Origin of the sequence: Faecousia intestinalis, assembly GCF_040096185.1 — a bacterium.
Taxonomy (GTDB): domain Bacteria; phylum Bacillota; class Clostridia; order Oscillospirales; family Oscillospiraceae; genus JAZOXB01.
Genome location: NZ_JBBMFF010000244.1, coordinates 1 through 14,692 on the forward strand (window position 1 = coordinate 1; position 14,692 = coordinate 14,692).

The 14,692-nt window shown below is 50.9% G+C and carries 13 protein-coding genes and 1 tRNA gene; 1 reads left to right on the forward strand and 13 read right to left on the reverse strand.

What is annotated here, in order from left to right:
- Nucleotides 1-126 precede the first annotated feature (126 nt).
- A complete protein-coding gene (locus WMO66_RS10525; RefSeq protein ID WP_349136443.1) occupies nucleotides 127-501 on the reverse strand; it encodes a metal-dependent transcriptional regulator in 375 nt (124 codons plus the stop codon).
- A 350-nt stretch (nucleotides 502-851) separates the two neighbouring features.
- On the opposite strand from WMO66_RS10525, the gene WMO66_RS10530 reads away from it, so the two are divergent.
- Nucleotides 852-939: transfer RNA gene (locus tag WMO66_RS10530), tRNA-Ser, on the forward strand.
- A gap of 91 nt (nucleotides 940-1,030) precedes the next feature.
- Here WMO66_RS10530 and WMO66_RS10535 read toward each other — a convergent pair.
- The 12 genes from WMO66_RS10535 to WMO66_RS10590 form a co-directional block, all read right to left on the reverse strand.
- The gene (locus tag WMO66_RS10535) at nucleotides 1,031-2,221 is read right to left on the reverse strand and encodes a site-specific integrase (RefSeq protein ID WP_349136444.1); all 1,191 of its coding nucleotides are present in this window, start codon (nucleotides 2,219-2,221) and stop codon (nucleotides 1,031-1,033) included.
- 144 nt (nucleotides 2,222-2,365) lie between these two features.
- A complete protein-coding gene (locus tag WMO66_RS10540) occupies nucleotides 2,366-3,277 on the reverse strand; it encodes a ParB/RepB/Spo0J family partition protein (RefSeq protein ID WP_349136446.1) in 912 nt (303 codons plus the stop codon).
- Between the two features lie 201 nt (nucleotides 3,278-3,478).
- On the reverse strand, nucleotides 3,479-3,739 hold the full coding sequence (locus tag WMO66_RS10545; protein WP_349136448.1) for a plasmid mobilization protein: 261 nt from the start codon (nucleotides 3,737-3,739) through the stop codon (nucleotides 3,479-3,481).
- A 57-nt stretch (nucleotides 3,740-3,796) separates the two neighbouring features.
- Nucleotides 3,797-4,813, reverse strand: a complete 1,017-nt coding sequence (locus WMO66_RS10550) for an AAA family ATPase (RefSeq protein ID WP_349136450.1) — start codon at nucleotides 4,811-4,813, stop codon at nucleotides 3,797-3,799.
- A gap of 116 nt (nucleotides 4,814-4,929) precedes the next feature.
- A complete protein-coding gene (locus WMO66_RS10555; protein ID WP_349136451.1) occupies nucleotides 4,930-5,289 on the reverse strand; it encodes a cysteine-rich VLP domain-containing protein in 360 nt (119 codons plus the stop codon).
- On the reverse strand, nucleotides 5,282-5,509 hold the full coding sequence (locus tag WMO66_RS10560; protein ID WP_249318462.1) for a helix-turn-helix domain-containing protein: 228 nt from the start codon (nucleotides 5,507-5,509) through the stop codon (nucleotides 5,282-5,284). The genes WMO66_RS10555 and WMO66_RS10560 overlap by 8 nt, the downstream gene beginning before the upstream one ends.
- A 923-nt stretch (nucleotides 5,510-6,432) precedes the next feature.
- Entirely contained in the window at nucleotides 6,433-6,915 is a 483-nt protein-coding gene (locus WMO66_RS10565) for a DUF4411 family protein (protein WP_349136536.1), read from the reverse strand.
- The gene (locus WMO66_RS10570) at nucleotides 6,912-8,111 is read right to left on the reverse strand and encodes an ImmA/IrrE family metallo-endopeptidase (protein ID WP_349136452.1); all 1,200 of its coding nucleotides are present in this window, start codon (nucleotides 8,109-8,111) and stop codon (nucleotides 6,912-6,914) included. Before WMO66_RS10570 ends, WMO66_RS10565 begins: the two co-directional genes overlap by 4 nt.
- 30 nt (nucleotides 8,112-8,141) lie before the next feature.
- Nucleotides 8,142-11,108, reverse strand: a complete 2,967-nt coding sequence (locus WMO66_RS10575; RefSeq protein ID WP_349136453.1) for a type I restriction endonuclease subunit R — start codon at nucleotides 11,106-11,108, stop codon at nucleotides 8,142-8,144.
- A 10-nt stretch (nucleotides 11,109-11,118) separates the two neighbouring features.
- Nucleotides 11,119-11,634, reverse strand: coding sequence for a hypothetical protein (locus tag WMO66_RS10580; RefSeq protein WP_349136454.1), 516 nt, complete (start codon nucleotides 11,632-11,634; stop codon nucleotides 11,119-11,121).
- Nucleotides 11,618-12,928: a restriction endonuclease subunit S gene (locus tag WMO66_RS10585; RefSeq protein ID WP_349136455.1), complete on the reverse strand. Its 1,311-nt coding sequence runs from the start codon at nucleotides 12,926-12,928 to the stop codon at nucleotides 11,618-11,620. Before WMO66_RS10585 ends, WMO66_RS10580 begins: the two co-directional genes overlap by 17 nt.
- A 6-nt stretch (nucleotides 12,929-12,934) precedes the next feature.
- A complete protein-coding gene (locus tag WMO66_RS10590) occupies nucleotides 12,935-14,692 on the reverse strand; it encodes a type I restriction-modification system subunit M (RefSeq protein ID WP_349136456.1) in 1,758 nt (585 codons plus the stop codon).

A 14,692-nucleotide genomic window follows, 5' to 3' on the forward strand; every position in this document is an offset into this window, starting at 1 on the left:
CGCCGCCTGCGGGCGGCGAACTCTGCGGGGCTCTTTGAAATCATACCCACCGGCCGGACCGGTGGGGCGTTCTGCAAAAACAGGGACCGGAGAAAGCCTCCGATCCCTGCTTTTAGTATTTCCGAATTATTCTGCGTCGTGTTTCTGGACATGCGCCTTGATGGCGGCAAAGCTCTCCGCGCTGATCACATGCTCGATGCGGCAGGCGTCCTCCGAGGCGATCGCGGGATCGACCCCGAGGCCGGTCAGCCACTTCGTCAGCAGGCGGTGGCGCTCGTAAATGCGCTCGGCGATCTCCTGTCCGGCCGGGAGTAGCGTGATAAAGCCGCCCGCGTCCATGGAGACATAGCCGTTTTCGCGCAGGTTGCGCATGGCGATGCTGACGCTCGGCTTGGAGAACTCCAGCTCATTTGCAATGTCGATGGAACGCACAAGGCCCTTACGCTCCTTGAGCACCAGAATGGTCTCCAGATAATTCTCGGCGGATTCCTGAATCTTCATAGGTCCTGAACATTCCTTTCGTATGAATAGAATTATTATAACACGAAAAACGGAGTTAGGCAAGCCAGAGATTTGTGCAGGAGAAAAATCCGGGCTTGATTTTTGCCCTGCCTGCTGTTATAATATCTGCGAAGCTTTGCTGCGTCTGCAATACGGAGCGGTATCGAAGTGGTCATAACGGGACTGACTCGAAATTTCGGCAGAAGCTGGGAATTTCGTCCCCCCGCATCTCCTTGATGTTCCTCAACACAGAAAATCTCAAAATCGAATATTTTTTGCTTTCTCTCCTGTTTTCTCCCCAACGAATTTTCGAGCAATTTTTTGGAAGAAAACCGGACGAAAATAGACACGGAGAGTTGTCCGAGTGGTCGAAGGTGCAGCACTCGAAATGCTGTAGACCGAAAGGTCTCTAGGGTTCGAATCCCTAACTCTCCGCCACAAAAAGCCTGTAAACAAGCCCGTTTACAGGCTTTTTAATTTTTGCCTAAAGGGCAAAGCCCGCACGATTTTCAGTTTTCAAGGGAGAAAATCAGCTGTTCTCCCCGGCACTGATCGAACTCCAGCGGCTGCTGAAGTCGCCGCCCTCCGGCAGAGCAAGCCCTGTCTCCATCGCCTGCGCCGAAGTGATCTTGGACTTGTAATCCAAGTGGGCGTAGATGTTCGCCGTGGTGGTAAAGTCGCTGTGCCCCAACCACTCCTGAATGTGTTTGAGGGGGACGCCGTTGGCCAGCAGCAAGCTGGCACAGCTGTGACGCAGATCGTGAAAGCGCATCCGGCGCAAACCGTGACTCTCCAGAAATTTCGGAAATGCGTTGGTCAGGTATTCCACCCGCATCCGCTCGCCCAACTCATCCACGAATACAAAGCCATCGTATTCATAGTTGTAGCAGTTGCCGCAGACCTGCTTGTTCAGCTCCTGCGCCTCTTTCACCTGCATAAAGTATTCCCGGAAGCTGCCGATGAGCGGCAGGGTGCGCAGACTGGACTTGGTCTTGGCGGATTGCTGCTCGAACTCCTGATACTTGCCGTCGATGATCGTTGAGGTCACGGTGCGCTTTACGGAAATGGTGCCCTGCTCAAAGTCGATGGCATCCCATTTCAAGCCCACCACCTCGCCACGGCGAAGTCCGTAAAAGGCAGCCACCAGCACCGGAAGCTCCAGCTTGGTTCCCCGAAGGGCTTCAAACATCTTCTGCATCTCGTCCGCCGAGAGAAAGACCGGCTGAAAGCTGTTCTTTCTGGGCCGGTCCACCTTGTCCGCCACATTCTGGATCAGCATATCGGTCTTGACTGCATATTTCAGTGCCGAGTGAATGACGGCGTGATAATGGATAACGGTATTGGGCGTGACCCGCCTGAGCATTTCGGAATAAAACATCTGCAAATGCCGGGCTTCCAGTTCCCGCAGTGTCAATTTCTTCTTGCGAAAATAAGGGACGATGGTGCTTTTCAGCAGTCCTTGATAGGCACCGTAGGTTGCGTGGGCCAGCCTTCCCTTGGCGATCTCCAGCCATTCCAGCAGATAGTCGGCGAACAGCATATCACTGCTCAGGTCGCCCACTTCTTTGGGCGGCTCAAATTCCGCTCGGAGCCTTGCCAGTTCTGACTCGGCTTTGCGCTTATTTCCCTTTTCGGAAAGCCCCAGCGAGATCCATTTCGTTTTTCGCTGCCCTCCGGCGTTTTTATAGTTCAACACGGCATAATACTTGCCGTTTTTCAATGTCAGATGTCCTGCTACCAATTTCATTTCCTCCTGTCCTTTGTATTTGCAGAACAGAACTTCAAACCGACAGCATCAGTATACCATCGGTTTGGAGTTCTCTCTATTCTGCGATTTGTTTGATTACAGCCGCATCAATACGAATCAGCGGGCATCCCGGTTCCGTTCTCTCTGCCGCTTCAGCAGTTCCAACCCCTTGATGATGTCCCGGCGCATCTGCTCCTCGGTGTAGCCGGAGGGGAAGTATTTCCGCAGCTCCTCCCGCTTGAATTTCAGCTGCTCCTGCTGGTTGGGCTTCGTCTCCGCCAGCACGGCGTAGATTATCTGGTCATCCAGTAAGCCCTCCTGCGCCAGCTTTTTAAGCCGTATGCTTTGGGCGTGGGACGGCGTGCAGTCGTTCAGCGCCATCGCGTCCAGTACCGCCCGCTGCTGATACGAGTCTAAGTAGGAAAGCTCCACCGCCGGGTTGAAGGCGATCTTGCCGTCGTCCACCATTGAAAGCAGTTCGGGGATCAGGTAGGTCAGGCGGATATATCTTCGCACTTGGTCTTTACTCTCACCTGCATCGTCTGCCACTTTTTCTACGCTAAGCAACTTCTCTGCAACTTGCACAGAAGCGATGCCTTGATGCTTGATGGCATCCAGCTTCATTTTGTAGGCAAACGCCTTTTCGCTGGGCAGGATGGTCTCTCGCTGCAAGTTGGCATCCACCATTGCGATCACCGCTTCATCGTCAGACAGCTCCCGGACGATGACAGGCATCGTCTCGACGCCCAGCACCTGACACGCCGCCAGTCGCCGGTGACCGGAGATCAGCTCGTAACCGCCGTCCGGCAGCGGCCTTGCCAGCGCTGGGGTAATAGCGCCCACCTTGCGGATGCTCTCGATCATCCGCTGCATCTCCTCGTTGTTCTGCACCTTGAAGGGGTGACCTTTGAACGGGTGCAGCTCGGCCAGTGGAATATTCCGCACCCGCTCCAGTTTGGCATCGTCCCGCTCCGCCTGCGTGGAAAACAGATCGTCCAGCGTGGGTAAAGTAAAATCCGATTTTCTCATTGTGTTGTCCTCACTTTCATAGTTTTTTCTTTCAGGGGTTTTAGGGCACGCCCTAACGAGTGTTTTTGCGCTCCGGCTCTGCCGGGAGTAAAAACGCACTGCTCGCTCAGATGACGCAGGCATCGCAAGCGGATACACTGTTTGGCTCCGACAGGAGTAAAAACAGTCTGCTCGCTTAGACTGCGCAGGCGTGATACCTGCTTACTTTAATTCATTCAAAATTGCTTCTAGCCTGCTCAGAATTTCCTCTTTCTGAAGCTGTGAGAGCTCCGCTTTCAGGCCGTTCAGCATCCGAAACAGGCGGTAATCCCGCTCTGTGATGGCCGCTTTGACCTCTTTTCCAAGCCCCAGCCGCCGCAGATATTCCGACAGCGACAGAGAACAGAACCGAGCATTTTCCAGTAGTTTCTGCTTCTCCTGCTCGGTCACACGGACATTGATCCCGTAGTTTTTGCTGCGCATTTGTTCACCCCCTTTCTTCGGTTTGTGACGGCAATGACGGTTGTGACGGGGATTTCCTTATATAGCGATCCCGGCGTCATTTGCGTCATCGCCGTCACGGCGCAGAAATTTGATGAGCCGGCTTTTTCCCGTTCGCTTGGTGCGATACTCGATACCCAGCGGCTCCAGCACCTCATAGGTGAACTGACCGAGATACTTTGTGACCATATTGGGCGTGACCTCCTGCTCCTTCATTTCGGTCAGCAGCTCCGTGGCCGTGCCTACCCATTCGGTGCGGCACTCCATAAAGTCCACCACCCGAAACAGAAATTTCGGCAGTTCCGCCTTATGAATGTCCTCGCTGTTCTTGCGCTCCACCAGCTCCCAGACCAAGTCGTTAAACTGCAAGGTCAGTTCCTGATATTCCACATCCCGCCCGCTGACCAGCAGCGTAGCGGCGTTTCCGCTACGCTTACGGCGCAGGATGAAGTTGGTGTCCGCAGCGCCGATGATGCCAGTGGAGCCACTGACATCGTTAAAGGGATCGTCGCTGTCTTGCAGCTTTCGCAGGTGATGCACCAGCAAAATGGCGATGTTGAAGCCGTCGGCAATGCGCTTGATGGAGGAAATGTCGTCGTAGTCGTTGCCGTACATTCCCGCTTTTCCGGCGCTGCCCTTGGAGTCCCGCACCTTTTGCAGCGTGTCAATGATGACCAGCTTGGTAGCGGAATGCTCGGTCAGAAAGTCCGTGATCTGCTCCTCCAGCCCGCCGCCGATCAGCCCGGAGGTCACGGCAAAATACAGGTTGTCCGGGGCGCTGTCGGTGAGGTTGTAGAGTCGGTCTTTGATGCGGCGCTGGGTGTCCTCAAGGCTCAGATAGAGCACATCGCATTGCAGTGTAGGCAGCCCCCAAATAGAGTTTCCCTGCGCCACTTGCAGCCCCAGCCACAGCATCAGCCAGCTTTTGCCGATCTTGCTGGCACCGCTGATGACATTGACACCCTGCGAAATAAGGCCGTCTACGATGAACATTGTCTTGCTCATCGGCGTGGACAGCAGGGTCTCTGCGTCCACGGTTTTCAGTTTGTTGTTCATAGATTTTTCTCCTTTGTAGAATGTTAGAAATGGATTTTGACAGGTGCAGATGGAAACGGCCACCCGCCCCCGCTTTGCTATCCCAAAAGCCTTGGAATTCAAGGCTTTCCCGGTGCTTAATGTTCTACGCTGCGCCGCCGTCTGGCGGAGTCTGCCTTCTGCTTGCGCCGGATGGAGCGGCCGCATTCCGGGCAGTACTTCTGCCGGTTGCTGCCGGGTGCAAAGGGCTTTCCGCATCGGTCGCAGAGCCGTGTGCGCTGCCGGTAAATATCGGCGCAGAGTACCTTGTCGGCGGGTAGAACCGCCCGCCGGAAGTACTTGCACAGCAGCGAATAGGAAATCGTCTGCACGCACACACAGCCCTCGCCGTCGTCCAGCGGCATGCAATTGCCGCCATCATAGTTGGCGCACAGCCTCCGGATCAGCCGGTTGCAGCGTGCCCTTTGGGCGGGCGTCAGGCGCTTGATCTCATCCAACTTTCTTCACCTCCTTCTCCATCACATAGTTGATGACGCTGATTTTCGGGATCTTCAGCGTCGTGCCGATCTTCACGGCGTGGATGTACCCATAGTCGATCAGCTTGTAGGCCAGCTTGCGGCTGATGCCCAGCATCTCCCGAAGCTCTTTGACGGTCACAATGTCCGGGTATTCCGGAAACATCATCTGATAAAGCTCTCTGAGCTCTCCTTTCTTCATAGGTTTGAACCTCCTTTGCTTGTTCTGAAACCGCATTTCTGCGGTAATTTTTGCTTGCTGCCGCTCATCCGCATCGTTCCTACCCCGGAATCTCACCACGGCGTATCGCTTCTTTGGTGCGCTCTCGTCGCAGCAAGTTCCATATCATTCGCTTCCGCACTCGTGCGAACGCTCATTCGTTTCACTGCTGCTCCTCTTCCCACAAAATCTTCGATTTTGCGGGAGCCCTGAATTATCGGGAAGTCGTGGCGTCACTTGCCGGAAGCATATCCTTTGGAGGCGGCGATTCAATTTTCAAGGTACACAGAGAGAATCCCCTCAACAGGTAGGCAGCGAGAAGGCCTGTTTTTTAACCCCCTCACTAATCAACTGGGAAAATTTTTTTGATTTGTACGAAGGAACTTTGAAAATTTCTTTGAAATCCTCTCTACTAACCAACTGGGAAATTTTTTCGGATTTGAACGAGAAAACTTTTGAGAATTTTTCTGCGAACCCCTCTACTACTTAATTGGGAATTTTTCCGGCAACAATAAAAAGAATTTTGAAGAAAATTTATAAGCGCCCCTCCCACTAATCAACTGGGAACTTTTCTGGCAAATAACAAATAGAATTTTGAAGGAAATTTTTCAGGGCCTTCCTACTAACCAATTGGGAACTTTTTCGAGATTTTGGCAAAGTAATTTGAAAAGTCCCCTCAATTTTTCAAAAGGACCCTTCTACTTACTCTGAATAAGGGGTGCCGTTTGGCAGGGTGTTTCGAGAAATTTCTCAATCTTTCTATCAAGACGCAAAAAAGCCGCCCTCCCGATGATGGGAGGACGGCTGATAATCACTATTGACTTATAGATGGCTCATATAGAAATAGGGCACCGGCTAAGCGGTCGGTGCCCTATTTCTACATACATTACTGAATAATATGCTGTTTAGAATTTCCATTGTTCCATTTCACACAAAGAAGTAATGTTTACGGATGTAATCCCATACTTCTTACTAATCTGTGGAATCTTCATTTGTTTGTCTTTGTTTTCTTCGGTGATAATTATTAATCCGTATTTCATAGCCGTTGCAATTAGAAATGCGTCGCCAGAAGATGTACCGCTTTTTCCTGTAAATTCAATCATCTTCGGATTTTCAGTGACGATTTTTCTAACATTGTTTTGGATGTCGTCGTCAATTTCAAGGACAGTACATTGTTGGGAAAAAATCCACTCTTTAATTTCTTTATCCTTTATTTCTTCGAATATCTCAGAGCAAGTTACTATCGAATGGGAACGCATATATTCTTCGATTCGTTCCCACTGACTTTTATAAACAAGCCGTGTATGAGTTTCCCCTGGTTTCTGAGACAGTATAGACGATGTGTCCATTATGTACTTATAAGGTCTTTCGCTATCGAATAGTGTCATCTGTTCCACTTGGATACCTCCCGCAAAAACTTGTCTATATGGTTTTGGCCTACATTCAAATGGCGGGCAATATCAAGTTTGCTATACACATCGTTCACATATCCCTGATATAAAATCTTGCTTACAGAAGGACTTGTACGGTCGATTGCTTCTCTACTCATATTCCGCGGAATAGAGGATTTTATTCCATTTTCCCTCTGAATTTTTCTCTTTTCCCGATCTTCTTCAATTTCTCTCCTAAACAAATCTGCATAAGTTTCATATTCGCTTTGGTCAATCTTACGAAGTTCAAGTAATCTGCGCACTATTACTTCTCGACTTACAGAAAAGCGATCCGCAACTCGCTTAATATCATCAATTGAATATGGCGCAAAATAGTGACCGTGTTCAAGTACAATTCTAAGAGCTCTCTTGGGAACAAGTAATTCGCCCGCTACAGCATTGCAAAACACTTCTTCTGACAAAGTCGATGCGGAACTGCTCATATCATTGCACAAGGAGGATTCCCTTTTGAATAGGTGAACTAGTTCGTGAATAATTGTAAATGTCTTTGCCGGCGGACGATCTTCATCATTAATGCCGATAATAGGCAATAGCGTATTATAAATTGAAAAGCCTCGAGCTGTATCAATCGTTACATCCGTGAAGCAATGCACAAAAACGCCTTTTGTCTCGATTTTATCACGAACATATAGGTAAAATTGGCGTGTAGAACTACACTTATACTGTTCACCAAGATCGATAGCGAATTGTTTACGGATCGCATTTGCCCATTCATCAACAGAATCGCTGTCAGGAATAAGCGGCTCAAAATCTGGTGGAGTCATTCCAAATTCATCGTCGGCACTTAACAGAAAATCGCGTTCAAGAAGAACATCTATCATAGCGATATTTAATGAGCTGTCATCAATACTAACTGCCCCAGACATCGTTCGCATATTCCGAATATTTGGAATACGCTTCAATGGTATATCGCAAGGATTCATATAGAGACCTGCAAAGGGTATATGCAAACAGGCTGCAATTTTCTTCGCTTGGTTGATAGTTGGCAAGTTTATATCAGTAGGAGTAAGCCACTGATTTAGCCTAGACATATTTAATTTTGTCTTACTGGCGAGGAATTCACTAGATACGCCCTTTTCTTTGCAGATATGAGCCAAAGTATCTTTATTAATAGTCGCATATACATAGCCCACTATATTTCACCTCCACATAAGCAATCAATTTTAGCCCATCCTCATCTCCCGATACACCACATCGGCCAATGCGCTCATTATGGCATTGTACTTGTGCTGATCCTCAAAGAGCGAGGTATAGGTATCCTGCGATTCCAGATAGCTGTCCTGAGCCGCTGCTCCGAAGGCCTTGGGGAAAATGCTCTCCACAAAAATCTGCGGATCTGAGGTCTGCGCCATCTTGGTCAGCTTCTTGTCGGCCATCAGACGGCTGCGCAGAGCCGTCAGCAGCACTTTGTCTCCCTCGGTGAATTCACCCTTGTACTTTTCGTTGATCTTGGCGATGATCTCATCCAGCGGCGACTTTGTGTCCAGTCCCATTGCACCCTTTTGCTTGGCCGGTTCGTACACGCCCTTCACCTGTTCCAGCTCAATGCTTCCGGCAAAGGTCTTTTGCAGCTTGTAGTATTCCAGCTTCAACTTACCCTCAAGGTCCACCATATCCGTGGTTTCCGCAGGCAGCAAATTGATCAGATAACAACAGAACGCATATTCCTTATGCAGCTCCTTATCGAACATCCGCAGGATCTGCGAAATATAGCCGTACCACTTAATGAGATTGCGCACCTGACGGCGGAACTGATACCGCTCGTTGGGCGTTTTTTGATTATAACGGTCTGCCACAGGCTTCAATACGCTGGTCATTCGCCCCATCGCCCGGGCATCCTGCCGGCCTGTGCTGAAATACTCCTTGGCAAAAGCCTCAATATCTGCATCGTTATAGACCGCAAATCCCCGCAGCTCCTTCTGCGTCTGATAGATCAGGTCAGCGTTGACCTCCTGTGAAAGTGAGGTTTCTTGATAGAACGGCTGAAACGCCTCCAGAATGTCCTCTTTCTTGTTGGCAAAATCGAGAACGAAAGTGTCCACCTTGCCGGTGCAGGTGCGATTCAATCTGGACAGCGTCTGCACCGCTTTGACGCCCTTCAGCTTTTTGTCCACGATCATCGTGTGCAGCAGCGGCTCGTCAAACCCGGTCTGGTACTTCTCGGCAACGATCAGCACATTGAAATGGTCGTGGAATTCCGCCTTAGTCTGCGTTTCGGCGATGTGCGTCCCATCCGCACGAACATTCAGTTTCGGCTCGGTATACTCCTCATCACCGTCCTGCACAGCACCCGAAAAGGCCACCAGCACCTGCACATCGTTGTACTTCTGCTCCTCTATGTAGCGCTTGACCTCGTGGTAGTAGCGCACTGCTGCAAGGCGGGAGGAGGTAATGACCATCATTTTACCCCTGCCGCCGATCTTGTTTCGGGTGGTTTCCCGGAAGGTCTCCACGATGATCTGTGCCTTCTGCGAGATGTTATACGGATGCAGCTCCTGATATTTGCGGATCACCTTAGCTGCACGGCTGGCGGGCACATCCGGGTTATCTTCCGAGGTTTTGACGATTTTGAAGCAGGTGTCATAGGTCATATAGTTCTGGAGCACATCCAGAATAAAGCCTTCCTCAATGGCCTGCCGCATACTGTAAATGTGGAACGGATGAAAGCTGCCGTCCTCATATTCCGTGCCGAACAATTCCAGCGTCTTGTCCTTGGGCGTTGCGGTAAAGGCAAAGAAGGACAGATTCTTATGCCGCCCCTGAACGGTCATTTCCCGCATCAGGCGGTCGTCCGGGTCCAGCTCTTCTTCGGCCTTGCCCTCGATCTCGGCGTATTCCCGCAGAGCGTCCTCGGTATCCGCAAGGGCGGCTTTCAGTTTCAGAGCCGAGCTGCCGGTCTGGGAGGAATGGGCCTCGTCCACGATAATCGCAAAGTTCCGTCCCGCCACCTTGTCCACTTCCTGATAGATGACCGGGAACTTCTGCAAGGTGGTGACGATAATGCGCACGCCGCCGTTGATGGCGTCCCGCAGGTCCTTGGAGGTCTTATCTTCCCCGATGGTCTCAATAGCGCCGAGGGTATGGTCAAAGCCGGAAATGGTCTCTTGCAGCTGCGCATCCAGCACGGTGCGGTCAGTAACGACGACCACGCTGGAGAACACCGGCTTGTTCTCCTCATTGAACAGCGAGGCCAGCCGGTAAGCCGTCCACGCAATGGAGTTGGACTTGCCGCTTCCGGCGCTGTGCTGGATCAGGTAATTATGCCCCGCTCCGTTCTGCCTGACATCGGCCAGCAGCTTGCGCACCACATCCAGTTGATGATAGCGCGGAAAAATCAGCGTTTTGCCGTCCTTCAGGTTCATAAACTTCTGGACAATGTCCATCATACTGTCCTTCTGAAAGACATTCTCCCACAGATACGCCGTCGGGTAGCCGTTTGGGTTTGCCGGATTGCCCTTGCCGCCGTCGTTTCCGGCTCCGTTGGAGCCCTGGTTAAAGGGCAGGAAATAGGTGTTCTTTCCGGCGAGCTTTGTGGTCATCCACACCTCGGTGTGATCTACGCAGAAATAGGCCAGAATGCGCTTGTTGAACTGGAAGCAAAGCTCCCGCGGGTCACGGTCATACATCCACTGCCGCTTGGCGTCGTCCACCGTTTGTCCGGTGTACTGGTTTTTTAATTCAAAAGCGAATACCGGAATGCCGTTGAGCACCAGCACCATATCCACGCTCTTTTTTGTATCGGCGGAGAAGTACCACTGGCGATAGCACTCGATGGTGTTTGCCGCCCACTGGGCAGCCGCCGCCTGATTCAGGGCTGACTCCGGCTTAAAATAGCACACCCGAAAACGCAGTCCACGGTGCTTGAAGCCGTGGCGCAGGACAGAGAGCAGCCCCTCCGTCTCGCAGGCGGTGTTGAACGCCGTGCAGAACTTCCGCACCGGGTCCACCTGATTGGCGTTTTCAAAACGCGCCCATTCCTTAGGCTGGGTGCGCTGGACAAAGTCAATCAGGGTATTCACATAGAGCCCCTGTTTGGCGTCATAGGTGTCTGCGCCCTTGGTATATCCGCCCGCCGGGGAGAGAAAGAAGGATTCTATATCCGCTTCAAAGCGCTTTTCGGTGGTAATCATTTGGATTTCCTCACTTTACCTTTTGTGACATCTCGGGTTCTATGCATGCGCCAATATTCAACATTTTCCCATCTAATATCATCAGATAGCAATACTCATTCCCATAAATGTCCTCAACGAACAATTTCCAGCCGTGCATAGTTTCATTTTTGCTTGACAAGAAGATGCTCAAACCTGTGACGCAGTTTTTATCGACAATATTGCCCCATATTGGGATGTATGTATGATTGTCTGTAGTCACTTTCTTGACAACAGCGATGCCGTTGTCGCTGTTTTTAACATAACACTGTAGCGAATAATCACATCTGTCGCCTTCTGCCGATTTTAATGCCACATGCGGAATGCTGTCCCACACAGGTGCCTGCATAGGATGCTCCATAAATAAATAGGGCTTTGCCTCTTGAATTCGGATGCGGTCACTTTCAATTCTCTGAGCTTTCAATGTCCGTTGCACGCCCAACATTGTTAGACCGCCGCCAATGAGTGCGCATATAATCGGGATTATCACATCAGTCAGCCAGCACACTTATTTTGACCTCCTTTTTGCCCGTCACATACTCGTAAATCAGAGATTTCTTGTAGTTTTCGATTTCGGTGAGGTATTGCTGCTTTTTGGCAATCAAAGCATCAATGCCCGCGCATTTCGTATTCAATGCTTCAACAATCTCTGCTTGTTCCTCAACAGATGGAAGCGGAATTGTAAATGCTAACACCTTGCTTGAACTGGTACAAGCCAAGTTTGTTGTTTTGATTGCTGTCACATCAAAATACGAGCGCCCGACATCAGACACGGTTAAATATTCCAAGAACTCTGGAAGTAATGTATCCTTGCTTGTCTGAACCGCAAAAATATGATTTTGGTGTAGGCAAGGCTCAATCTCACCATGCCAAACACAGCCACGGCCCAATTTATCCCGATCTCCGCCTTCAGTCATAAGCACATCGCCAGCATGCAACCTGTATTTTAAATCTTCATCTTGCGTTACCTTGATCGTTGTTAACACAGACAAGTCAACATATCCATCTTGTACATTCGCAACTCTTAAATAAGGCCGTTCAACAAGGCTGTCAGTTTTTTCGTACTTTTTCCCGAGCGTTATTCCAGACTTAATCGCTGCACAATGGCGCAGCTGCGTTTTCCGCCACTCCGCTGGAATGTCCCCAATCCATTCAATGCCGCTGTCCTTCATCGGCCTGTCCCCACGGATGCCCTTGGTGACTGCCTGCGTAATGACCGCCTGTTTCAGCTTTTTGTATTCTTCAATGGACGCACGGGTCTTTTCCAATACAGCGTCAATTTTGGCGCACTCTGCATCCAAAAAGGCCGCAATGCGCTCTTGCTCGGCGATAGGAGGAACTGGAATTTGAGAATTTGCGAAATCAATATACTGGATATTTTTCCCTTCTCGAATACCCACTGTTAGATTATTCATCTTGCTAATAAAGCTCTGTGATTTAAACAGGTAACGATAATATGTGTCACAAATGGGTGATGTCGGATAAAAGACTTGATATGCAGGAGAACATACTCCCTCATACAAAGAATACTCGAATCCCCCCTGAAAGCTTCTTAGACTGATAACAAAATCGCCTTTATGTATTGTTTTGAACATTTGTAGATCTGTATCTTCCTTAACTTGGACAACGCCCTCAAGTTGGCTTTGCGGAACAACTCCGTATTTTTGTGTTGGAGAAAGCAAAACTTCAATTTTATTTCCTTTACTATTGCTTTGTGTAAATAGTGTCTTTGCTCTGCGCAATTCCCATCCCTTTGGTATTTGTCCAACCCACTCAATCCCGCTATCTCTCATTTCACGCATCTGCCGTCAGACCTCCTTATGGAACAGCGTGTTCAGGCTGTCGGCAATTTCACGCTCCAGCTTTTGAATCCGCTCCACAATGTCGTCCACCGGCTCCGGCGGCTGATATTCGTAGAAATAGCGGGTCATCGGAATTTCATAGCCCACCTTGGTCTTGCTCTTGTCGATCCACGCATCCGGGGCGTAGGGAAGAACTTCCCGGGCAAAATAGGCGTCAAGGTCCTGCACCAGCGGCACATTTTCGGTGTCCCGCAGGGCGGTGTCCGCCACCGGCTTGCCCCGCTTCATCACGATCTCGCCGTTTTCGTCCCGCTGCGGACGCTCCACTACAATTTTGTTGTAGCCGAACTCCTCACTGCCAAAAATCTTGCTCTCGCAGTACACGCCGGACTTGTCCCCATACAAGGCGTTGTTCCGGTATTCGCCGTAGGCCTGCACGATCAGCTCCCGGCAATGATCGCTGATGTCGTTGCGCTTGGTGCCGATGGCTTTGCGGCGCTGTTCATAGCAGTGGGACGCGTCAATGAGCTGCACCTTGCCGCAGCGGTAGGCGGGCTTGTCCTTGCACAGCACCCAGATATAGGTGGAAATGCCGGTGTTCATAAACTGGTCGGTGGAAAGCTGAACAATGGCGTCCAGCCAATCGTTTTCCAGGATATACTGGCGGATATTGCTGGGGCCGCTCCCGGCATCACCGGCAAACAGCGGCGAGCCGTTCTGAATGATCGCCATTTTGCCGCCCGGCGCCAGCTTGGACAGGCCGTTGAGCACAAAAAGCTGCTGGCCGTCGCTGATTTTCGGCAGACCGGGTGCAAAGCGCCCCAGCTCGCCCTTGGCGGCTTCGGCCTCCACCGCCTTTTGTTCCCGCTTCCAGTCGATGCCGAAGGGCGGATTGGAAATGCAGTACCGGAAGGTGAAGCCCGGGAACTGATCGTCGGAGAGCGTATCACCGAACCGCATATTATTGGGATCGCCGCCCCGGATCATCATATCCGCCTTTGCAATGGCGAAGGTGGAGGGGTTAAACTCCTGCCCGAAGCAGGTCACCTCCACATCGCTGTTCAGCTCGTGGATGCGCTCCTCCATACAGGAAAGCATCTGCGAGGTACCCATTGTCATGTCGTACACGGTCACATTGCCGTCATCCAGTTTGGCGTCGCACAGCAGCAGGTCGGTCATCAGATAGATGATGTCCCGGCTGGTGAAGTGCGCTCCGGCCTCCTCGCCGAAGGACTCGGAAAAGCGCTTGACGAGATCCTCAAAGATATAGCCGCAGTCCACGGCGCTGATTTTATCCGGGCCGAGGTAGCCTTTGGGGGAGTTGAACTCCTTGATGACCAGATACAGGCTGTTGCACTCCACCATACGGCGAATGATGTTGTCAAAATCGAACTTGGCCAGCACATCCTGCACATTGCCGGAGAACCCGGCCAGATAGTCCCGGAAATTTGCTTCAATGTTGTCCGGGTCGGCCAGCAGGCTCTCAAAAGTAAACCGGCTGGTGTTATAGAACTGATAGCCGGAAGCACGGGTCAGAAAGCCGTCGATAACCGCCAGCTTCTTAACCTTTTCATATTGCTCGATCACCGCATCGTGGGTAGGCAGCAGGCAGTCGTGAAACCGCTTGACCACCGTCATCGGCAGGATCACAAGGCCATATTCGTGGGGCTTGAACGGCCCACGAAGCACATCCGCCACATTCCAGATCATCGTGGCCTTTTCCTGTATATTTACGCCCACGGCGCTGCTTTTTTCGTTAACCAT

Excerpts from the sequence above, each read along its gene's own strand:
- WMO66_RS10525 (WP_349136443.1), bottom strand. The coding sequence starts at position 501 with ATGAAGATTCAGGAATCCGCCGAGAATTATCTGGAGACCATTCTGGTG.
- WMO66_RS10590 (WP_349136456.1), bottom strand. The coding sequence starts at position 14,692 with ATGGTTAACGAAAAAAGCAGCGCCGTGGGCGTAAATATACAGGAAAAG.
- WMO66_RS10545 (WP_349136448.1), bottom strand. The coding sequence starts at position 3,739 with ATGCGCAGCAAAAACTACGGGATCAATGTCCGTGTGACCGAGCAGGAG.
- WMO66_RS10565 (WP_349136536.1), bottom strand. The coding sequence starts at position 6,915 with ATGACACTATTCGATAGCGAAAGACCTTATAAGTACATAATGGACACA.
- WMO66_RS10540 (WP_349136446.1), bottom strand. The coding sequence starts at position 3,277 with ATGAGAAAATCGGATTTTACTTTACCCACGCTGGACGATCTGTTTTCC.
- WMO66_RS10550 (WP_349136450.1), bottom strand. The coding sequence starts at position 4,813 with ATGAACAACAAACTGAAAACCGTGGACGCAGAGACCCTGCTGTCCACG.
- WMO66_RS10575 (WP_349136453.1), bottom strand. The coding sequence starts at position 11,108 with ATGATTACCACCGAAAAGCGCTTTGAAGCGGATATAGAATCCTTCTTT.
- WMO66_RS10560 (WP_249318462.1), bottom strand. The coding sequence starts at position 5,509 with ATGAAGAAAGGAGAGCTCAGAGAGCTTTATCAGATGATGTTTCCGGAA.
- WMO66_RS10585 (WP_349136455.1), bottom strand. The coding sequence starts at position 12,928 with ATGCGTGAAATGAGAGATAGCGGGATTGAGTGGGTTGGACAAATACCA.